We start from the raw sequence: 20,395 nt of genomic DNA, 5'->3' as shown, positions 1-20,395 counted from the left end.
AGCCGAGGGTACTGCGGACGCGACAGAGAGGATAAAAGGGATGAGAAGAGCCATAACGGCTGGAAAGGTCAGAAAGGTGTAGAACGGTTAAAAGGGGGCGTCGTGTCAGTAGAGGGTGGAAGGGGCAGTAAGGGTGGAAGGGGCAGAAAGAGGGTTTTCACCCCCTTTCTGTGTCCTTTTAGTGTTTAAGGGTCTTTCTTACCTTCTCTGCCTGGCTGGCCGTGACGGCATCGGCCTTATTGCTCCAGCCCTGACGAATGAAGGTCGCGAGCTGCGCGACTTCTTCATCACTAAGACGGTTGGCAAAACCCGGCATCGCCAGCGTGGAAGGGGCTTTCGCCGTTGAGGGCTGCTGTGCGCCAGCCAGAATCGTGTGGATCAAACCCGTTGGATCCGACGCGTTAACAAGGGTGGCGCCATCAAGCTGTGGAAAAACGCCTGGCGCGCCTTTACCGGTGACAAAGTGGCAGGCACCACAGTTATCCAGATAGAGACGCTCGCCTTCCGACAGGTTTTTCGCCGTGGTCAGCTTCGCTTCCGTCGCGCTGGCGGCTTTGTTATCCGTAGCCGGGGCGGCAGGATTACCGCCGAGGAATTTAAGGTAAGCGGCAATCGCCTGCAGATCCGCTGGCGTCATCCATGAGGTGCTGTACTCTACCACGGAGGTCATCTCCCCGCCGGTAGCCGCTTTATCATTACGCCCGGTCTGGAGGTAATCTACCGTTTCCTGGGCACTCCAGCGCGGCAGACCGCGCAGCGATGGTACTTCCCATCCGTTGAGGCTACCGCCCGAGAGGAATTTCGCATCACTGCTGTCCATTGCCTTCTCGTTCATTCCCAGCCCGCGCGGCGTGTGGCAGCTGCCGCAGTGGCCCAGGCTTTCAACCAGATAGGCCCCACGGTTAACCTCGTCAGACGCCCCGTCTAATGGCCTGAAGGGCTTATCGGAGGTAAACGCCCAGTTCCAGAAGCGCATTCCCCAGCGCTGGCTGAACGGGAAGCTCAGATCGGTTTCTGGCGGCTGCTCAGCGCTGGGTTTCACGCCCTGCATAAAGTATGCATAAAGGGCATGCATATCAGCATCGCTGATCTTCGCATAATCCGGGTATGGCATAGCCGGGTAAAGACGCGTACCGTCGGGTAACACGCCTTTGCGCACCGCATCGGAGAACTGCTGCTCGCTATAGCGCCCTATTCCGTGCTCTTTATCCGGAGTGATATTGGTCGAATAGATGGTGCCAAGATTGGATTCAATCGCCAGTCCACCCGAAAACGCTGGTTTGCCGGGCAGTGAGTGGCAGGCGCCGCAGTCACCCAGCCGTGAGACATACTCCCCCTGCTTAATCAGTGCAGCCTCATCGGCCTGCGCCAGCTGTGCGTATCCCCCGCTTATCACCAGAGCGTTAGCGAGTAAAAATCCCTTCAGTGTCATTTTTTTCATATCGCCTATGCCTGTACCAGTGGGCCGGGGTTCTGCAGATACTTATCCTTGATGGCCTGCGCAGCCATCAGCGTCAGCGCGCCGATAGTATCGGTCGGGTTCGCCTGGAAGTTCTGTGGGAAAGCATTGCCGCCCGGCACAAAGACATTGTGAACGTCCCAGCTCTGCAGGTAGCGGTTCAGCGCCGACGTTTTCGGATTGTCGCCCATGATTGCGCCGCCCACGTTGTGGGTGGAGACATACCTGGTCAGGTCGAAGTTGGCATCCATTGGCAGGAAACTTTCACTGTAACTGTCAGGGTTCAGCTCTTTGGTAATATTACCTACGATCCCTTTCAGGTGCTGTTGCAGCTTCAGTTCGTTCTCTTTCCAGTTAAAGGTCATGCGCAGCAGCGGGTAGCCGTGCTCGTCCTTATAGTTTGGATCGAGATCAAGATAGATATCGCGATATGACATGCAGGTGGTGGTGATGCTGATTTTCATTGAGTGGCCGTACCACTCCTCCATCCCCTCTTTCCAGCCCGCCCCCCAGGTCGGCGTGCCTTTTGGCAGCGCAGTGCTGATCGGCGTACCGGTCGCCTGTGAGCTGTGAATTTTCGCCCCACCGATAAAGCCCAGTGAAGGGCCATCAAAGTTGCCTGGGGAGATGTCATTAAACATCTGGCCGGTGGCGCCCGCAGTGGCAAACGGGTTGAAGTTTTTATCCTTAAAGAACAGCGTGGCGCCGCCGTTGCTCAGGAAAGCATAGTTACGGCCAATCACCCCTTCGTTGGTAATCGGGTTATACGGCTGGCCAATACCGGACAGCAGCATCAGGCGCACGTTGCAGAACTGGAAGCTGCTCAGCACCACGATTTTTGCCGGCTGGAAGCACTCGTTGCCCTGAGCATCAATATAGATAACGCCTTTGGCGGTTTTCTTATCGTCGTGCAGCACAACTTTCATCACGTTGGCATGAACTTCATATGAGAAGTTATCCATACGCTTCAGCGAATCCATTACCGCGGTCTGTGGTGACGCCTTGGAGTAGTTCAGGCAGGGGTATTTACTGCAGTAGCCGCAGTAGTTACAGGGAGCAATCTGATTGCCATATGGGTTGGTCCAGGCGCGCGACACACAGGCGGATGGGTTCGGGAACGGGTGATATCCCAGCTTTTTTGCCGCATCAACAAACAACGTGTTGTTGAGCGTATCCTCCAGCGGGGGCAGCGGATAAGGATTCGCACGCGGGCCTTCAAAAGGATCGCCGCCGGGCATGATCTGGCCGCGAAGGTTACCCGTCAGGCCAGACTGGCCGCAGATATGTTCAAATTTCTCATAGTACGGCTCAATCTCTTCCCAGGTGAACGGGAAGTCGCCGATAGTCATATCGTCCTGCAGAATACCCGGCTTATAGGCCTGGTCCGCGTAGGTTTTAAGTTTCAGATCGGTCGGCGTTGGACGGATCAATACCGCCGTCCAGTGCAGCCCCGATCCGCCGACGCCATTACCCGGGCAGAAGGCGCCCCATTTGCGCGTCGGAAGCGCGGTCTGACTCATGTTATAGCGTACGGTTACTGCCGCCTCTGCGGGTGTGGCAAAGACTTTATTACGCACCGCATAGGCATATTCATCTGCCGGTTTCGGATAGGCGAAATCAGCATAATCGCGATCGCCGCCGCGTTCCAGCGCACGCACCTTCAGCCCGGCCATCGCCAGTTCAATACTCATCAGCGAGCCAGCCCAGCCCAGGCCGACGACGACAACGTCGACTTCTTCTTTATTTACCAATGCCATCTTAAATCCTGCCAGTATCAAAAACGGGAAAGTACTCAGTGAATTCAGGCTCGCTGGCCAAGAAGACTGACCGGGCCCAGCGGATAGGGCACGTTATGCTGTTTTACCCACTCGGTGTAGCTGGCGCGTGCGCCGGGGAAGCCGATGGCAATCCACGCCTTCATCCCCTTATTGCCGCCGTACATCGGGTCGGAAAGGTAGCCGTGCTTGGTATCCGAAAGCAGTTCGCTAAAGAACTGCGATCCCTTCAGTGAGCCTTCGCCCAGCTCGGCGAAGTTAATATCGTTTTTCTGCACCTGGGTCAGGACCGCGTCTTTATCAGCCGTTGACAGCGCATGGAAAGGCTGCTGGTGATGCTGCTGACACCAGCCGTCAATCAACCGGATGCCCGTTTTATAGATCTGCTGGGGGCGGAATGGGATCTGATAGCCCATTGTTGCGGGCGCATGAACATCGAACGGCCCCTGCATATAGATTTCGTCGCCGATATCGCCATGCATCTGTTGATCAATGAAGATCGGCACGTTGGTTTCCAGCGCGCCTGGGGCTTTACCCTGGCCACCCGCCGGGATCAGGCGATCGCAGGCGGCCAGGATGAACTGCCACTCATCTGCGGAAAAGAAAATCGGCTTGTAGTCGGCCAGCTCGGGTGCGGCCATTTCTGCAGCCTGCGCTGCGGTTAATCCTTTGAATACCATGTCACTTAATGGCAATGCCAGTAGCGACCCTAGTAAAAACTTACGACGGGTAGTTTCTTTTTGAAGAAGCATAACATCACGACTCTCACATGCTAATGAAATGTAATTTGAGTTAATTAAAATAGTTATCGACGGATCTATTCGTAATGTTATGGAAACAAGAGTTACAGAGTGTAACATTTGAAGAGGAATTGTATCTTTGTTAAGCGCTGCTCATGTTATTACGGGAGGCAGTAACAGGGATCCCGCATCAATTATGTGGAAAAGCCCGGATTCCTGCGTTATTTGCGCTCAAAACCGAAAGATAACGGCAGACAGTACCGGAAATTAATACTGAAATGAAATCATACCCACAGTAAATAAATGGGAAAAACTCGTCTGAAAAACACCCTCCGTTAAAGGGTTCTGCCGGGTTAGTGGCGTTCCGATCGGGTATTGAGAAAGTAGACGTTATCGTACTCACCTTCAATAACTAACGCTTCTGGTGCGAAACGGGCGTTGTAGCGCAAACGAAAAGCCTGCATTTCCTGCGCCTCGGGTTCTGTCTCACGGAGAAAATCGAGTGCCAGCCTGACCTGCTCATGGGTTATCTCCGCTGGAATATTCGCTTTACGCAGTACTCCCTGCCAGAAAACCATGCTCTCATCCGATTCATCAAGGATAAACACCTGATAGATGAGCAGAATAGTGGCGGCGTTAACAGTATGAGACTCCTCTTCGACGGAAAGGTAGTCAACAAATTCCCCTCCTGCGGTTTTGCCCATCTGGCTTATCAGGGATTCCACATACACCGGAGCGAGATTCAGCCGTCGGTTTAATGCCTTAGTGGCACGGCGCACCTTCGAGTTAAGAACGCGAAAACCAATAATAAACACCACTACCAGCGTTACAAGCATCAGCCAGATCATTCATTGTCCTGTAGAGGGTAAGACTTTCGGCGACAGAGTATCAGCGGTACCGCAGGCAGGCAATAAGGAGAACGCGCAGCCTGCGGCCGCTGTTTAGCGCTTTTCCTGACAGCAAAGAGAGCAAAGCCCGCTGCGACCATAGCGCTTTTTAGCTATTAACAACGCATCTGCTGGTGCGTAGAAAGTACCTAAAAACTCTCTCTGCCGTCTGATGAGCCCTAGCTTCTGACATCCATTGCGGTGGACTACATTAAGAGTCTGCTGGTGCGGTTTTTGCTCCAGATAGTAATAATCGCCCATCATTATCCTGTAGCTGTTACGTTAAACAACGAAGGGATAATACACCTTCAAACAGGGAGGATATAACTAAACATCTACTTTGTGATTACATTCAGAATTTTTACCAAAAAAGGCCCTAAATTCCTGTTTAAAAAAACCGCAGATGCTTAAGAATGCTTTTATCCGGGCCTTTCAGCACAAATAAAACAAAAATACCGGGCCAGACACAAACTGAAACCTTTAAGGATAATAATCACTCACAGCAGATCAAGCTGCTGCGGCTGGGTGGACGGCTCTTTTTGCAAACGGGAGTGTTGCGATTTGCGGGCTTTGCTGGAGGGGCGGGACGCTGCATTTCCTGGTGAAGCCAGCGCAAAATAGCCGCTATTGCCCTGGCCTGCTGTTCAGCGGTCATTTCCTGATGCTGATTAACCCCGTGCCATTTATACAGACAGCTGCGGCAGCAGGTTGCTGTCGCATGCTGAGCAATAAATACCGGGTGGCCACGCATCGGTGTCTGTCTGCCATCATTGGGTGGCTCTGCCGGTGCCAGCCGCGCGCTGATAAAGTCCGTCGCATGCTGTCTGATTACCTCGTCCCCCTTACTCAGGCAGTACTGGTACTCTGCGCTACCGAGCTTAAATCGCTGGCGAAAGGGGGAGTGCGAAAGCCGCTGAAAGAGATCGTCAAGTGAATGCATAAGGTGCCGCAGGGTTGGTATCAAACTATTATCATACCAGCGACAAGGGGGATGTCATCTTTACTCCTGGTCCAGCCACTCTGCTACGCCGCCATGGTGCGAACAGGTTCCCCGATGATGGCGACTAAAACTGTAAGAGCCGTCGCGACAGCGTGCTGTGGCCCCATCGGGCACCTGGTTGTTTTTTGTATGGGCAGGCCGATGAATCCTTTCACCGTCAGCATTAACGTAGCTGCCCTGCTCCATCAGCGCGCTGTCAGGCACTGTTTGATGAGATTTTTTTGCCAAAGCAGGCGTGGTAACAAGCGTTAACGCCAGCAGGATCAGTGCACAATAGCTTCTAAGCCCTTTACTCACAGTCAGTTATCTCAATGTTTAGCCGTATTCATATTATCGACCCTTCTGTGGATACATTTAAGTTTTTTGAGTAAACTCATGACGTGAATGATATTGTTCTGCTCTTAACTCCACCGGATGACGAGAAAATGACGATAAAGCGGCTTTATGTTGTTCTGACGTTGGCAGCATTACTCACCTTAGCGATTGGCATCTCAGACCGGCTGATTGATACCATCATTACCGTATGGGCAGAGGGAAGGTAGCGAGGGGGGATCTCACCGCCCTTTAGCGGGAGATTACGGGCGGGTCTGTGAAGAATCAGACATGACGTTTATTGACGACGGCTGTTTGAATCAAAAACAACGTTATTTGAACATTATATTTTACTATCAGATTCGCCTTTATTATCCAGCTGACCGCCGGGCAAGTTGATCAGCTTAGAGAGCTCGTCGTGGTTGATTTCAGCATCAGCCGTTTCGATCAGTTTGGCGATCAACAGTAAATCCTGAAATTCTGCAAGCAGCAGTGCCGCGTCGGAGCGCAGGAGTTCATCAGCCTGAGAGGTTTCAATCACCGTATTAATGGCCTTATTCGCGCTCTCAATCATGCGTGTCACCCCGCCCTTCTTGCCGACGGCTAACACAAGCGCGCTGATAAGCAGGGACTGTGCTTCAACTCTGGCGGTGAGCCGTTTGGTTTCCGCATCCAGTCGGGATATCTTTGCCAGCATGCTCAGTATGACATTTTTCATAAATTACCCTCTTTCATTGCAGGGGATTCTACTCAGTAATGACTCAGTAACAATGCTATAAAATCTTAAAAGCGCCCATTTAATCCTGCAAAAAAGCCGATGTGCTCTCGCGGCTACAGACTATTTTAGGCCGCAGCGGGATTTAAAAATCGAGATGTGCCGCAAATTTCAGACGCCAGACTGTCGTAAGGGGACTGGTTCCTGTACTTTGTAACCTGTTGATATGTCGTTCTGTCCAACGTGGAATCGGATAAACCATAATGAATAACGCCATAAATGAGCATCCGGTGAAGTCCCCTGACACCCGAACTGTCGGCGTAGTCATTAACGGGCTGACCCATCCCTGTAGCCTGAAGATGTTGAGTGAAGTCACAAGGCAACTTAATAACCGCGGCGTTTTGACGCTGTTGCTGAACGTCGAATCTGATAATCACTGGCAATCGGTGCTGAAAGCGGTACAGCGTTCACTGCCCGACGGGCTGATTATCATCGGGACGGATCACAGCGACGCGCTTATCAGCACCCTCAAAGCGCTGTCGGATATTCCCGTCGTCTGCCCGGGCAGTATCAGCGAAGCCAGCACAACCTGGACGGGCGCGGACTACGCTGCGGCAGGTGCAGAGACGGCACGCCTGCTGCTGTCGCAGGGGTTCCAGCGTTTTGGCTACCTGCAGGAACGGGAGAGCAATCCCGCGTCTGCACAGAAGATGACAGGCTTTGCCGGTGCCTTAGTTCAGGAGGATAAAACGCTGAACAAGGTGCTGACGGCAGGCGGCGCTGACCGTGAGCTGGCGTATCAGGCGATGCTTGGCTACCTGAAAAGGACGCGAGCATCTGAACGCATTAATGCCCTGTTTTGTGAAAACGATCTGCTGGCATTTGGTGCTATGCAGGCGATTCGTGATTTCGGCCAGGGCGTACATATTGGCGTGGTGGGATTTGCCGACGTGGATGAAGCGCGCGCGTCTACCTGGCACCTGACCAGCTGGGCACCGCCCTGCGACCAGCAGATTGCCGAAGCACTGGATCAGCTGCTGGGCGGCAGTGCCATACAGAGCGATGCACGCCGTAAAAGCGAGCTGCAAATCAGGCATTCACATCTGGGAAAAGAGGTCCATGGCACAATGACCAAATGCGGCTGCGCCAGTCGTCATTAATCCCCGTACGCGCTGACGGGCAAGGGTAAAAATTATTGCCCGAAGGCCTCTGGCAGGTCCGACAGAGGTCTGATATGTTCATTCGTACAGGAATCTCAGACAAGGCCATCCAATGAGTCACTACAATGCTCTGTGGGACGTTATCGCTGCAAGAGTTTGCCAGAACAGCGGTATAACGCCCGAAGATATCAGCGACAGCAACAGTGCAGCGGGAAACGCCGCAAAACAGCGTATTGCGCAGATTTTTATCCTTGAGGTGCTGCTGGCCAAACACCGCAAAACCTATTCAACGCGCTACCTTCCCCTTTCAGGCGAGGATGCCCTTCACCATCTGATTTTCAAACGCACCGGCTGGCTGCCCGTCGAGATCAGATCGCTTTCGTTTAACGACAGCCTCTTTGTGCTGGCCGAGCTTTTCAGGGAGGAGAACCTGCCAGCCGGCGCGAACGATTTTATTTTAAAGTGTGGCCTGAGCGCACGAACCTGCCCAACGGATGATTTTTCCGAGAAGGACTGGGCACCAAGAGAGAATGAAGCGCTATTATCAGAGAGCTGAGTTCTGATCTGCGACTTCCCGGCACCCTTTCTCCAGGCCCGCGTTAAGCGCGTCCACCGCCTCCCTTACCTGCTGCCAACGTCGGTCAATAGCGGAAATATCCGCCTCCCGAGCAAGACAGGCTTCTTCGAGCTGTCGGCAGCAGCCTTCTGCATGGACCGCACCGATGATCTGTGCAGCACCTGATAGACGATGAATGCAGCTGGCAAGCTCTGGCCAGTCCTCCAGCTCATACAAATCGGTAGCCATCAGAAGATCGTCTCGGTTGCTACGCAGCGTGAGAGTAAGAAGCTCCAGCAGCATATTGTTATCGTGATTCGTTAAAATACGCAGCTTTCCCATGTCTAAAAAGGCGTCAAGCGCGCCCCTCTCCAGCGGTTGAAGACTTAGTCGGGCAGAGGCCTGGCTGAGTATCTCCTCAAGGTGGGGCAACTGAAGTGGCTTGAACAGACAGTCGTCCATACCAGCAGCCTGACAGCGACTCAGTTCCCCCGCCCAGGCGTTTGCCGTCAGTCCGAGGACGATCGCGGGCCGCCGCTGATGCTCTCTGATCAGGCGAGTTAGCGTCAGCCCATCCATGCCTGGCATATTGCAATCGGTGATAACCAGATCGAATTGTCCCTGCTGCCAGAGTGCCCACGCCTGTTCACCGTCACTGGCTTCGGTAACGGCATGACCTAAATGCATAAGCTGACGCCGCAGTAGCATGCGGTTGGCAGGATGATCGTCGACGGCCAGAATACGCAGCGGTGCAGTCTGCAACCTGCCTGGCGATATCGTTTTGGATAACATGACCGATTGCGTATTACGCTTCGCTACCGGAATACGCAAGGTAACGGTAGTACCCTGCCCCTGGCGGCTTTTCAGGATAATTTCCCCGCCCATCATATTTACCAGCTGTGAACATATCGCCAGCCCAAGGCCGGATCCTTTTTGGCTCCGGCCCGCACTGGCCTGAACCCAGGGGGTGAAGAGGGTTTTCTGCTCTTCTTCCGCTACTCCCATGCCACTATCACGAACACTGATAATCAGCTCTGTCTCGTCTGGCTGTTTTGCATTAACCCATTCAAGCTCAACGTCTACGCCGCCCTTGTCGGTAAATTTAATGGCATTGCTTACCAGATTTGATAGTACCTGACGAAAACGCTGGGGATCGATAAATACTTCATCAGGTAAAACGCGCGGCACAGTGCTGCGGATAAACAGACTCTTTTGTCGAGCCAAACCCTCGAAGACTCTGACCACCGGCGGCAGGAGATCGTGGGTTTTGACCCACTCGGATACCAGTTCCAGGCGACCTGACTCAATACGCGCGATATCGAGAATATCGCCAAGCAGACTCATTAATGCCCGGGCTGACTCCCAGGCGACGCGAATAGATTCATCTCGCTCGTCTTCCTGAGATGTCGTCTTTACCGCAAGCTCCAGAAGACCAATGATGGCACTGACTGGCGTTCTGATTTCATGGCTCATTGTTGCCAGAAAAGTACTTTTAGCCCGATTAGCCTGCTCGGCGCGTTCTCGCGCTTCATAGAGCGCGGCCGTTAACTCTTCATGTTCGGTAATGTCCATCCAGGTACAGATGAACCCTGCTTTATGCTGGCGGCTATCCGTAAAGGGAACCGCATAATGGATGATGCTGCGTGGACTTTCACCATCGCTAAGATGGCTGAAATACATCTCTGCCGCCCCGGAACAGCTATCAGGGTTAATCTTACTGTTTATTTCCTGCCACAGGTGATGCAGGGGACTGCTGATATCACTCAGTGGCAAACCGAAACGTTGCCGTTGCTCGCCTTTAAAAAACTGGCTCAGCGCCTGGTTAAATAGCACTATATTTCCCTGAACGTTTAATACATAAACGGGTACCGGCAACGTATTAATCAGCGTTTTACTAAACACAAGCTGTGAATTTAGCTTTTGTTCAGCCCGCCGCCTTGCCCGGTTCTCACGCCTCAGGTAAAAAATCCATACCAGTGACGTCAGGATGATAATTGAGGTGATGCCGAGAACCAGCCAGAATTGCCGTTTATAGCGCACCCAGCTATCCAAATGAACGTCGGGTTTTGTTTGCCACCGGGTAATAATTCCACCAATTTCGGCAGATGAAATATTTTCCAGCGACTTATTAAGAATACTCAGTAATTCAGGCTGATTTCTCGATACGCCAAAGGAGATTTCAGCAGAATGATTACCGGCCCGACCTGCTATTCTTAGCTGATTTTTGAAGTGGCGTTCGATCATATAGTTTGCGCCAATGTAGGTATGTACCGCCATATCAACTTCGCCGTCATCCACTTTTTCCAGGGCTTCACTGGCATTTTCGGTTTCGATTATGCGTATGCCGGGATAGCTTTTTTGCAGATCATTTTCAAGCGCATTGCCTCTCACCATCGCGACGCGAGTGCGCGGTGTAATTTCTCCGGATAAGGCATCTTTTTTTACCACGGTGACGAAAGGTGATTTAAACCAGGGGCGGCTAAACGACATGATATCGCCTCGCGCTTCACTCTGACTCACCGCGCCAATAAAGGCAGTTTGACCTGAAGAAATCTGCTGCCTGATCTGATCAAAAGATGCCGCAGGCACCGGCTCAAAGTGAATACCGGTTCGTAGACCAATGAGACGAAGCACATCTGCCGTCACACCGTGAAAATTGCCCTCCACATCGATCATCGTTAGCGGTCCTGATAAGGGATTGACGGAGACGCCAACGTTGGGGTGGTTGATAAGCCATTTTTTTTCGCGCGCGCTGAATTCTACCGGCTTGCGAAAGCGCCACAGCTCTGCCCCTTCACTCCACCGATGGGAAATGACCTGGGCCTGGGCAGTCGGAATAGCCTCAAGAGACTGAGTGACCGCCTCAAAAAGCGACTTATCACTTATTCTCATTACAAATCGGCTTCCGGTATCAATCAGCGGATAAATCAGCTGAGTATCAAGCAGGTTGGTAAAATTGCGATTCAGAAGATAAGAGGTGGTGATGAGATTTCCCACATAAATTTCATTTTCGCCGAAGGCAACGGATGCCATACCCTGCTCGTCAGTGTCAAAGCGCGTTATTCGGGCATCCGGAAAATTCTGAGCAATCCACCCGCTGTCAGCGTACCAGCGACTAACCGCCATCCGCATTCCAGGCTGATATTTAAACTGTTGTCCTCCCGCGCGCTTAGGAAAAACCATAACGGGATGATCGCTGATAAAGCACTGACTTTTAATCAGATTGCTATCAGGCAGCGTCAGCATTCCGCCAGTATCCACCACCATATCGACCTGATGCTGTACAAGCGCATCCACCGCCTGATCTCTGCTGGCAAAGGAAAACAGATGCGTTTTGACACCCATATAATGTGACACGAGAGCGATATAATCGGCCATCATGCCTTCGTAGTGTCCTTCTACAGCAAATATATTGAGGGGCGGTATTTCAGGCTGCCAGACGGCAACATTGAGTTCGCGCTTATGACGTAGCCAACGCCAGGTACTATCAGTCAGATTGACGTCTCCGGGGGGGGTCTTTTCCATACTTATTATCTGAAGGTGTTCACCCTCAGAGGCAGCACAGGCAAAATGACAGGCGGCAGGTGAAAACAAATAAAGCAGGCAAAACAGCAGTTTTTTCACTCATTAGTCCAGATGATGGCGTCGTGCAAAATCAATTAAATCAAGATTTGTTCTCAATTCCAGCTTTATCGAAAGTCGGCTTTTATAGGTACTGACCGTTTTATTACTAATATGCATGATCGACGCGATATCAATCACTTTTAAGCCTCGGGCAAGGTATTGTAAAACCTGCAACTCCCTACTGGTCAACCTGTTAATCGCTTCAAGCTCTTCATCGGGTTTCCCGACCATGCTTCCATGCTGTCGCCTGGATGGGAAGTAACCATACCCTCGCATCACCACGCGTACCGCATCGGTGAGCTCATCCAGATTGTGACGTTTACTGACAAAACCATCGGCACCGACATTCATACAGCGGCTTAAGTAATGTTCATTATCACGCCCGGTCAATACCAGCAGACCGCCCATAAAACCACCGATACGCAGTCGTTCAATAAGCTCAATTCCACTCATTCCCGGAATATCAAGGTCGACTACTATCATTTCAGGACTACAATCACGGGCTGTACGCAGCGCCCTAATGCCATCCCCGCATTCAGCAACTACGCTATGTCCATCTTTTTCCAACAGCATACGAACCGCAAGACGGGCCACCGGATGGTCGTCGATAATCATTATTTTAGCCATGAGAACTCGCATAAAAGCATTGAATGTAATTCATTAATTAAATTAATTTTACTTGCTTTGCATGAAGAGCGCGAGGCGTAATTTCAAGACTTGTAGTCCTTTGACTACACTACTCTGCCGCTATTCTGAATGCTTTATTTCTCCCGCGCCAGGTATACTGCTCCCCACAAGGAAAGGTTATTTATTCTGCTGATAATAAAATCAGATTTTTTTGTATTTAACCGGTGAAAAGCACATTAAACACCCCATTAAATAAAAGGGTAATAATGATCCAGGCAATACATCCGGGTTGACCTTCATCTTTGTATTATATCAAACCTGCCTGGTCGCCCTTGCGGCATCAGATATTTACTATTAACGACCTAAAGGCCACACAACGTGAAAAAAAAAATTTATGCTCTTGCTCTTTTAACCACTCTGAGCGGAGTGGCACATGCCGCAGATGGAACCATTCAGTTTAAAGGCGAGATTATCGATACCGCCTGTACCGTCTCACCGCAAAGCGCAAATCAAATAGTCACCATGGGTCAGGTTAGTGACAAAGCGTTCAGGGCTGCAGGTGACACCGCGAGTGCAACCGCCTTCTATATTGATCTGGCCAACTGCCCGGCCAGCGCGCAGTCTGCCAGCGTCAAGTTTGATGGTTCACCGTATGAGGGTGATAACACCACTCTCGCACTGACGGAGACAGACGGTGCGGCTACCGGCGTGGGCATTCAAATCCGGAATGCTGACAACTCACCGCTTCCGCTCTTTACCCGTTCGCAAAGCATAACGCTTACAGAATCTAAAACCAACCGGCTAAATTTCAGCGCCGTTTATATCGCTAAGGCTTCAACCGTCACCGCAGGTCCGGCAGATGCAACGGCAACATTTAGTGTGGTTTATAACTAAATCGCTTTCTCTGATAGTGGATATTTAACCTGTGCGGGGCCGATCCTGCTGCCGGCCCCCTTATCCCGGAAACAAAATCTTAATGAAAAAAAATGTATCATTTTTTGCATGCTTCCTTCTCCTGTGCGGGTGTGCTCATGCTGGCGTCGTAGTCGGTGGTACCCGCATTATTTACGACGGCGACAAGAAAGAGTCCTCAATAAGTATCGAAAATCCCGACGCGTCACCTTATCTGATTCAGTCATGGATAGAAGATGAGGCGGGTAACCATCAAACGGGTTACTTTGTTATAACGCCGCCGCTGTTTCGCCTGGATGGAAAACAGAAGAATACAATACGTATTATACAGACGAACGCCCCCCTTACAGCAATTCGGGAAAGCCTGTTCTGGCTGAATATCAAAGCCATTCCGGCAGCGGATCCGTCCGGGTCAGCGAATACGCTACAGCTGGCAATTAATACGCGTATAAAACTGATTTATCGCCCAGGTGCGCTAAAAGGCATCGCTCCTGATAGCGTCAGCAACAGGCTGGAGTGGTCGCGTGCTGAAAATAGCCTGACGGTATTTAACCCCACACCTTACTACATTAATTTTAACTCCCTGTACGCTGGTGGCAACCCGGTTGAAAAAGTGACCTATGTTGCTCCCCTTGCATCCGCCCACTTTACATTGCCGCAGGGGGCGCGAAGCAATCTGATTGAATGGAAGGTCATTTCCGACTACGGCGCCATTGGTGCAGTTCATAAGGCCTCCTTTTAAATAAGGAACAAAACCTGGTAGAAAAAATGCGCCTGACGACTCATGCTGACAATAAACATTTTTACTGGCGATTATCGCATATTACAGCAGCAATGGTTTGTATAAATCCTTTGCTATTCGCAGAGGCTAAAGATTATTTCAACCCTGCACTAATTGAGCAGTTCAGAGAAGGCGACAGGGTTACCGATCTGAGCGCATTCGAGAATGGCGGGCAGCTGCCCGGCAGCTATCTCGTGGATATTTATCTTAATGACGAGCGCGTGGATAGTCGGGAAATCCGTTTTTTAACGTCGGCAGATAAAGGGTTACAGCCCTGTCTGGGACCGGATGAGCTGGCAAAGTACGGCATCAGGATAGCACACTTTGCCAATATGTCGTCTGAAGGCGATAGCTGCTCTGCCCTCTCTGCCATTCCTGACGCCTCTGCACAGTATATCTTTAATGCACAAAGGCTAAATCTGTCCGTTCCGCAGGCAGCAGTCATCCCGCGAGTACGGGGGTATGTTCCGCCCGATCAGTGGGATGAAGGTATTAACGCCGCACTGCTCAACTACAGCTTTAGTGGGATAGCAGACCTGGCTAATCATCATGGTGATAGCAGTGACAGCCAATACCTCAATCTGCGCCCCGGGCTGAATATGGGTGCCTGGCGTATACGCAATTACACTACGTTATCGCGGCGCAGCGGGGCTGATGATAAGTGGAATACGATTTATAACTATGCCCAGCGCAGTATCATTCCCCTGAAGAGCCAGCTCACGCTGGGGGAGAGTCTTTCTCCATCAGACGTGTTTGACAGCGTCCCCTATCGTGGGGCGCAGGTATCTTCCGACGACGATATGCTGCCCGAAAGCCTTCGGGGCTATGCCCCCGTTGTACGCGGAATCGCGCGCAGCACCAACGCCCAGATAACTATTCGCCAGAATGGCTACATTATTTACCAGGCAACCCTGCCCGCTGGCCCTTTTGAAATTACCGACCTGTTTCCTGGTGGTGGCAGTGGCGACTTGTATGTCACGGTAAAGGAATCTGACGGCAGTGAACAACACAGTCTGGTGCCTTTTGCCTCCTTACCGGTATTACTGCGCGAGGGGCGGTTACGTTTCAGCCTGACCGGTGGGCAATACAGGCCCTCTCAAAACAGCGTGGAAAAGAGCACTTTTGGCCAGGGTTCCGCTATCTTTGGGCTAGGTAACGGCATGACGCTTTATGGTGGGGTACAATCTGCCACGCATTATCGCTCGCTGGCGGCAGGGCTGGGTCAGAACTTAGGACCCCTGGGTGCATTTTCGTTCGACCTGACCCAGTCCTGGGGTCAGCCTAAATACGCCGACTTCGCGCAGGGGCAGTCCTTACGCATTCGGTACAGTAAGAGCATGGTGGAAACGGGCACCCATCTGGCTATTGCTGGCTATCGCTACTCCACCGCGGGGTTTTATCACCTTGTCGATGTCCTGCAGACCTATCGTGATAACCCCAATGCCGCGCCTGACAGCAGAAAGCGTCATCGTGCAGAACTGACGCTGAGTCAGAATATTGGCACAGAACGCGGCTATCTTACCGCGGGTGCGATAAACGAGAGCTACTGGGGCGGTGGGCGTAAGACCGCCTCCTGGAATCTTGGCTACAGCAATAGCTGGGACAGTATCAGCTACAGCTTCAATTACACGTCAAGCCGCATCACGGCGTTAGATGGAACCCAGGGTGTTTATTATCGCAACAGCAACGAATATAACCGGGTTCTTTCAATGAATATCAGCATTTCGCTACACCGCTGGTTGAATAATACCTATGCCAGCTACAGCCTGAGCAGCAGTAAATCACGGGACAGTGTGAATACCATTGGGCTGAGTGGGGCTGCATTACAGGACAATAGCCTCAACTGGAATGTCAGTCAGGGGCATGCTGCAGGGGGCCAGGGCAGCTCGGGCTCGGCCAGCGTCAATTACCGGGATACCTATGCTGAAGTTAACGGAGGATACAGCTATGGCACGGGTCAACGCAGTATAAACTACGGCATTCAGGGAACGGTCGTTGCTCATGCCAATGGCGTTACTGCCGGATTGCCAGTGGGGGAGACAGCTGGACTGGTAAAAGCGCCGGGTGCGGCGGGCGTAGGCGTAAATAATCAGAATGGCGTTAAAACAGACTATCGGGGCTATACGCTGGTGCCTAACCTGATGCCCTATCGGCCAAACGATCTCACGCTGAACACAGAAACGCTGAAAGATAACGTTGAACTTCAGCAGTCCAGCCGCACGGTAATACCGACGCGCGGTGCCCTGGTCAGAGCAGATTATCGCGTACAGATAGGACAACGCGTATTTATGACGTTGACCCGCGCAGATGGCAGAGCGGTTCCTTTTGGTGCCACGGTAGTGAGCGAAACCGATCCCGATGCCGGCGGCAGTATCGTCGGAGAGGCGGGTCAGGTCTATCTGGCCGGTTTGCAGAATAAAGGGGTACTACGGGTTCAGTGGGGAAAAGGGGCGGCACATCAATGTCGGGTTCATTATCGCCTGAAGGATGAAAAAAATAATGCTGATATTCAATCTATCAATAGTTCCTGCCGTTAATCGGCGGGAGTGCAAAAGGCATCGTTATGATTAAGCTCATCAGCAAATGTGTAAAGTATCCAGTTCTGGCCCTGGTATTGTTAATGCTCTTATCAGAAGGAGCCAGGGCGACCTGTAAGTTTATGAGTGACAGTCAATATAATGCTAATGATTCCGTCTCACTAAATTTTGGGAAAATAATTGTGCAAAGAGATGCTCCCATTGGGAGTACCGTCGCCGAAATTACGGAGCCGACACTGGCCAGCCGGCACGACTTTATTGTGTGTGACAATTTACAGTTTACGACGCAATGGGCGGCCGGGAGCCATTCACCCGTCGATTATGGAGGTGAAACGCTTTATCAGTCCGGCATCACAGGCCTGGCCTGGCGTATTATCACACCAGGCGCGGGCTCCACTACGGGGCGTTACGGCACGGGCCCTTTACCCAGGCAACTCTCCGGTGTTGCCTGTGTGAGTGGATCTGTGCAATATCTTTGTGGCGGCACCTGGGGTCGTTTCAGAATACAGCTGGTCAAAATCGCCTCGACTACCGGATCAGGCCCTTTATCAACGGGCACGATCGGCAAAGCGCTTATTGTGGGTGACACGAATATATTTAACTACATTATTGGAAGTGGTAGTGTTCAGACTGTCGCCTGTTCGGTCACCAACCGTAATATCCTGGTCAATATGCCGCAAGCGAAAAAGAAAGATTTTTCCGGCACAGGAAGTACCAGCGGAGAAACGGACTTTGCTATTCATTTAAACTGCGATAACGAAACAAATATAAACCTGACGATTAACGTGGGAAGTAGCGGAGCCGCGGATGCCAGTAATGGCATTCTTAATCTGGATAATGCCAGTACGGATACCTCAGCCAGCGGGATTGGCATTCAAATTCTGTATGGCAGTGCACCTTTTCAGTTAGGAAAAATGCTAAAGATTGCGACGACAAATGCAGACGGCACCTATGCCTTACCGCTTCAGGCGCGTTATTACCAGACGGAACCTTCGGTCACCCCAGGAAAGACGGAGGCCGGTGCAACCTTTACAATGACCTATCAATAAAGTTATCGCTGGGGCTTAAAGATAAGTCCCGGCGTGTAGAGTTTATTTATCCTGAAGGCCAGGCTATTGAGTGTTAATTTGCTGAATCGCCACGGATAATCCAGACACTTTCGAGTCGTTGGTGGACTGACCCCGCCCCGGTAGACGATCCTGCCCTATAGGGCAGGATCGTCTACCGGGGCGGGGTCAGTCCAGTTTCATCTGCAGGGTCTGCGATTTCATCGCGGCCCCGTTATCTGCGTGTAGGACCAGCGGCTCACGCCAGCAGCCTTCGCGTATCACACTGCGCTGCATCAGGGCCGCGGCCTGTTCACCACTTTCCGTCTCATGGACTTCGTAACCGGTGATTTTCCGGCTGTACAGGTCGACTATCATGTACAGATAAAACCAGCGACCACGCACTACCGAAGGTAACCAGGTGATGTCCCAGGACCACACCTCGCAGGGCACGGTTGCCGTGAATGTTGTCGGAGCTGACACCTTCTGCCGCCGCGCCTGACGTCCCCGACGGTGGACTTCACCTGACCGGCGAAGTATCCGGTAAAATGTTGACTCACTGGCAGGATAAAGACCTTTATCAGCCAGCCGGGGCACGATTTGTGACGGTGGCAAGCTGGCATATTCCGGTTCATGACAGACATCCCTGATCCGGTTCTCTTCCTCAGGGCTCAGCCGGTTAAACGGCACCGGCCTTACCACTTCGGGCCGCCGGTCGCGGGGCGGATCCTGCCAGCGATGCCAGGTGCAAAGACTCAGGTTCACTTCACGACAGGCGACGACAAGCCGTGCGCCGGATGCGACCGCTTCATTTATCCAGATGATGAACTGCTTTCGTTCATCTTCCGGCGTCAGTCGTCCCCGTCGGTTTCCCCGTAGTAGTACGTGAGCTTTTTTCGCAGCACCAGTATGGCTGCCGCCTCCGCAAGGGCTTTTTCTTTACGGAGCAGTTCTTTCTTCAGCTGTTTTATTTCTTTCTGGCTCTGCTTCAGGGCCGCTTTATCATTGGGATTTTCAGTCTGCATAAAGCCCTGTTTCCACTGAATAAGCTGTTCCGGGTAAATTCCTTTTTTACGGCAGTATTCCGCGACTTCTGCCTCACTGAGCGTGGCGGTTTCAACTATCACGGCAAAGCGTGCTTCTGCTGACCACTGGTCTGTTGTTTTCTCTGCACCGGGCACCGGTTTTCCCTCTGATTTAGCCTGATTACGCCAGTTACAGAGGGTAGCTTCGGATATTCGTTCCATCTGTGCAACCGCCGCGACGGTCATATTGTAGGGCGGTAGCAGTTTTGCCAGGATGCTGTTTTTTCGTTCCGGGGAAATACGTTTCATTTGTCATTCCATCACCCTCATTTTCTTTTTCAGAGAGGATGACAACTATGCTGACACTGAGGGTCCCCTGACGAGCATCACAAAAAAATGGACGCTGCAAGTCAGAGGAGGGCGAAACCCGACAGGACTTAAAGATGCCGGTGATTTCTCTCCGGCGGCTCCCTCTTGCGCTCTCCTGTTCTTGTGAAGACATGCTGTTATCCCGCCACCCGGATGATGGCGGCTTGCTGATGAAGGAATAAAGTGCGCACCCCAACTAAGCACAGGAGTGAGGGGTTTATGATTCGGGAGCGCAAAGACGAAAAAAAGGCCGCTCATTGGCGACCTTAAAATTTGGGGATTGCAGAAACGCAAAAGGCCCAACGAAGTGAGCCCTGTCTATAATAACATGAGGTTCGCTATGGATTTTTGCTTAGGTTATGCAAAACATTCTTGATGCACGGTGGCATCATTCTTTCCCTAAAAAAATCTCTTGCTTCTGAGTATGGTGTGGTCATTTTTCCTACCATCCTCCTGAACCCTATACCACCCTCGATAGAAACCTTTATAAAATCTTTTTCGTCGATTGAGTAATCGGATAGTAGACGCCCATCTGATTTGAATGTCTTAACTTCTTCGTTAACTATCTGCTGGACATTTTTTTTTGTAGAGGCTGACCTGTCAGTAATTCTCCACTCCATTTCGCATAACTCACCCGCTGATTTTTCAGGGTTAGATAGAGCAGCCAAAGATGAAGTAGATACAAGCAAGATGAGGATACCTATAAATTTCATAATTCCTCCGTAAAAAGAGAAATTATAACTTTCAGGTTGGGAAAAAACAGATTTTCTGAATGCCAAAGCTCTGGAGCTTTAATGCAAAAAGCCCTAACCATTTAAGACAGGGGCTTTCCTTTGCGACACTTCATATGGTAATCCCCCCGAAAAACCG

The 20,395-nt window shown here is 51.5% G+C and carries 17 protein-coding genes and 1 pseudogene; 6 read left to right on the top strand and 12 right to left on the bottom strand.

Annotated elements, in window-relative coordinates; genetic code table 11:
* Positions 1-178: 178 nt before the first annotated feature.
* The 7 genes from ACLRGG_RS14335 to iraP all read right to left on the bottom strand — a co-directional run bounded on the left by ACLRGG_RS14335 (position 179) and on the right by iraP (position 6,891).
* Positions 179-1,432, bottom strand: coding sequence for a c-type cytochrome (locus ACLRGG_RS14335; protein WP_416250416.1), 1,254 nt, complete (start codon positions 1,430-1,432; stop codon positions 179-181).
* Positions 1,433-1,446: 14 nt separating this feature from the next.
* Positions 1,447-3,216: a GMC family oxidoreductase gene (locus ACLRGG_RS14330; RefSeq protein ID WP_416250409.1), complete on the bottom strand. Its 1,770-nt coding sequence runs from the start codon at positions 3,214-3,216 to the stop codon at positions 1,447-1,449.
* 44 nt (positions 3,217-3,260) lie between these two features.
* Complete coding sequence (locus ACLRGG_RS14325) at positions 3,261-3,986, bottom strand: gluconate 2-dehydrogenase subunit 3 family protein (protein WP_416250408.1); 726 nt, start codon at positions 3,984-3,986, stop codon at positions 3,261-3,263.
* 341 nt (positions 3,987-4,327) lie between these two features.
* Positions 4,328-4,822, bottom strand: a complete 495-nt coding sequence (locus ACLRGG_RS14320) for a DUF1198 family protein (RefSeq protein ID WP_416250407.1) — start codon at positions 4,820-4,822, stop codon at positions 4,328-4,330.
* A 532-nt stretch (positions 4,823-5,354) separates the two neighbouring features.
* Positions 5,355-5,801, bottom strand: coding sequence for a DUF4186 domain-containing protein (locus tag ACLRGG_RS14315; protein ID WP_416250406.1), 447 nt, complete (start codon positions 5,799-5,801; stop codon positions 5,355-5,357).
* A gap of 60 nt (positions 5,802-5,861) precedes the next feature.
* Positions 5,862-6,158 carry a DUF3761 domain-containing protein gene (locus ACLRGG_RS14310; RefSeq protein ID WP_416250405.1) on the bottom strand — a complete coding sequence of 99 codons (297 nt, stop codon included), beginning with the start codon at positions 6,156-6,158 and terminating at the stop codon, positions 5,862-5,864.
* A gap of 358 nt (positions 6,159-6,516) precedes the next feature.
* A complete protein-coding gene (iraP, locus tag ACLRGG_RS14305) occupies positions 6,517-6,891 on the bottom strand; it encodes an anti-adapter protein IraP (RefSeq protein WP_416250403.1) in 375 nt (124 codons plus the stop codon).
* Between the two features lie 260 nt (positions 6,892-7,151).
* Between iraP and ACLRGG_RS14300 the strand changes: the two genes are divergently transcribed.
* Together ACLRGG_RS14300 and ACLRGG_RS14295 are read left to right on the top strand one after the other, a co-directional pair.
* Positions 7,152-8,048, top strand: a complete 897-nt coding sequence (locus tag ACLRGG_RS14300; RefSeq protein ID WP_416250402.1) for a LacI family DNA-binding transcriptional regulator — start codon at positions 7,152-7,154, stop codon at positions 8,046-8,048.
* Between the two features lie 112 nt (positions 8,049-8,160).
* Positions 8,161-8,604, top strand: coding sequence for an ECs1072 family phage-associated protein (locus ACLRGG_RS14295; RefSeq protein ID WP_416250401.1), 444 nt, complete (start codon positions 8,161-8,163; stop codon positions 8,602-8,604).
* Here the strand turns inward: ACLRGG_RS14295 and ACLRGG_RS14290 are convergent.
* Together ACLRGG_RS14290 and ACLRGG_RS14285 are read right to left on the bottom strand one after the other, a co-directional pair.
* Positions 8,593-12,129, bottom strand: coding sequence for an ATP-binding protein (locus ACLRGG_RS14290; protein WP_416250400.1), 3,537 nt, complete (start codon positions 12,127-12,129; stop codon positions 8,593-8,595). The two genes, ACLRGG_RS14295 and ACLRGG_RS14290, sit on opposite strands and share 12 nt — an antisense overlap.
* A gap of 102 nt (positions 12,130-12,231) precedes the next feature.
* The gene (locus tag ACLRGG_RS14285; protein WP_416250399.1) at positions 12,232-12,843 is read right to left on the bottom strand and encodes a response regulator; all 612 of its coding nucleotides are present in this window, start codon (positions 12,841-12,843) and stop codon (positions 12,232-12,234) included.
* A gap of 390 nt (positions 12,844-13,233) precedes the next feature.
* On the opposite strand from ACLRGG_RS14285, the gene ACLRGG_RS14280 reads away from it, so the two are divergent.
* From ACLRGG_RS14280 to ACLRGG_RS14265, 4 genes are all read left to right on the top strand, one after another.
* The gene (locus ACLRGG_RS14280; RefSeq protein ID WP_416250398.1) at positions 13,234-13,749 is read left to right on the top strand and encodes a fimbrial protein; all 516 of its coding nucleotides are present in this window, start codon (positions 13,234-13,236) and stop codon (positions 13,747-13,749) included.
* 82 nt (positions 13,750-13,831) lie between these two features.
* Positions 13,832-14,509 (top strand): fimbrial biogenesis chaperone, encoded by a 678-nt coding sequence (locus ACLRGG_RS14275; protein ID WP_416250397.1) that lies wholly within the window; start codon positions 13,832-13,834, stop codon positions 14,507-14,509.
* Between the two features lie 110 nt (positions 14,510-14,619).
* Positions 14,620-17,085 carry a fimbria/pilus outer membrane usher protein gene (locus ACLRGG_RS14270; RefSeq protein ID WP_416250396.1) on the top strand — a complete coding sequence of 822 codons (2,466 nt, stop codon included), beginning with the start codon at positions 14,620-14,622 and terminating at the stop codon, positions 17,083-17,085.
* A gap of 26 nt (positions 17,086-17,111) precedes the next feature.
* A complete protein-coding gene (locus tag ACLRGG_RS14265) occupies positions 17,112-18,134 on the top strand; it encodes a fimbrial protein (protein ID WP_416250395.1) in 1,023 nt (340 codons plus the stop codon).
* Between the two features lie 192 nt (positions 18,135-18,326).
* Here ACLRGG_RS14265 and ACLRGG_RS21450 read toward each other — a convergent pair.
* From ACLRGG_RS21450 to ACLRGG_RS14245, 3 genes and pseudogenes are all read right to left on the bottom strand, one after another.
* Positions 18,327-18,941 (bottom strand): annotated as a pseudogene (locus tag ACLRGG_RS21450) (DDE-type integrase/transposase/recombinase); the annotation flags it as partial.
* Positions 18,942-18,982: 41 nt separating this feature from the next.
* Positions 18,983-19,465 carry a transposase gene (locus tag ACLRGG_RS14250; RefSeq protein WP_416250392.1) on the bottom strand — a complete coding sequence of 161 codons (483 nt, stop codon included), beginning with the start codon at positions 19,463-19,465 and terminating at the stop codon, positions 18,983-18,985.
* A 398-nt stretch (positions 19,466-19,863) separates the two neighbouring features.
* Positions 19,864-20,238: a hypothetical protein gene (locus tag ACLRGG_RS14245; protein ID WP_416250391.1), complete on the bottom strand. Its 375-nt coding sequence runs from the start codon at positions 20,236-20,238 to the stop codon at positions 19,864-19,866.
* Between the last annotated feature and the right edge of the window lie 157 nt (positions 20,239-20,395).

Origin of the sequence: Erwinia sp. PPS120 (assembly GCF_047918655.1) — a bacterium.
Taxonomy (GTDB): Bacteria; Pseudomonadota; Gammaproteobacteria; order Enterobacterales; family Enterobacteriaceae; genus Erwinia; species Erwinia tasmaniensis_A.
The sequence above is the reverse complement of the archived record's forward strand: the minus strand, read 5'-3'. Positions and strand labels throughout refer to the sequence as shown.

Bases quoted from the DNA above. Each gene is read 5' to 3' on its own strand.
- ACLRGG_RS14325 (WP_416250408.1), bottom strand. From the start codon at position 3,986: ATGCTTCTTCAAAAAGAAACTACCCGTCGTAAGTTTTTACTAGGGTCG.
- ACLRGG_RS14275 (WP_416250397.1), top strand. From the start codon at position 13,832: ATGAAAAAAAATGTATCATTTTTTGCATGCTTCCTTCTCCTGTGCGGG.
- ACLRGG_RS14265 (WP_416250395.1), top strand. From the start codon at position 17,112: ATGATTAAGCTCATCAGCAAATGTGTAAAGTATCCAGTTCTGGCCCTG.
- ACLRGG_RS14315 (WP_416250406.1), bottom strand. From the start codon at position 5,801: ATGCATTCACTTGACGATCTCTTTCAGCGGCTTTCGCACTCCCCCTTT.
- ACLRGG_RS14245 (WP_416250391.1), bottom strand. From the start codon at position 20,238: ATGAAATTTATAGGTATCCTCATCTTGCTTGTATCTACTTCATCTTTG.
- iraP (WP_416250403.1), bottom strand. From the start codon at position 6,891: ATGAAAAATGTCATACTGAGCATGCTGGCAAAGATATCCCGACTGGAT.
- ACLRGG_RS14330 (WP_416250409.1), bottom strand. From the start codon at position 3,216: ATGGCATTGGTAAATAAAGAAGAAGTCGACGTTGTCGTCGTCGGCCTG.
- ACLRGG_RS14290 (WP_416250400.1), bottom strand. From the start codon at position 12,129: ATGGAAAAGACCCCCCCCGGAGACGTCAATCTGACTGATAGTACCTGG.
- ACLRGG_RS14335 (WP_416250416.1), bottom strand. From the start codon at position 1,432: ATGACACTGAAGGGATTTTTACTCGCTAACGCTCTGGTGATAAGCGGG.
- ACLRGG_RS14250 (WP_416250392.1), bottom strand. From the start codon at position 19,465: ATGAAACGTATTTCCCCGGAACGAAAAAACAGCATCCTGGCAAAACTG.
- ACLRGG_RS14320 (WP_416250407.1), bottom strand. From the start codon at position 4,822: ATGATCTGGCTGATGCTTGTAACGCTGGTAGTGGTGTTTATTATTGGT.
- ACLRGG_RS14285 (WP_416250399.1), bottom strand. From the start codon at position 12,843: ATGATTATCGACGACCATCCGGTGGCCCGTCTTGCGGTTCGTATGCTG.
- ACLRGG_RS14300 (WP_416250402.1), top strand. From the start codon at position 7,152: ATGAATAACGCCATAAATGAGCATCCGGTGAAGTCCCCTGACACCCGA.
- ACLRGG_RS14295 (WP_416250401.1), top strand. From the start codon at position 8,161: ATGAGTCACTACAATGCTCTGTGGGACGTTATCGCTGCAAGAGTTTGC.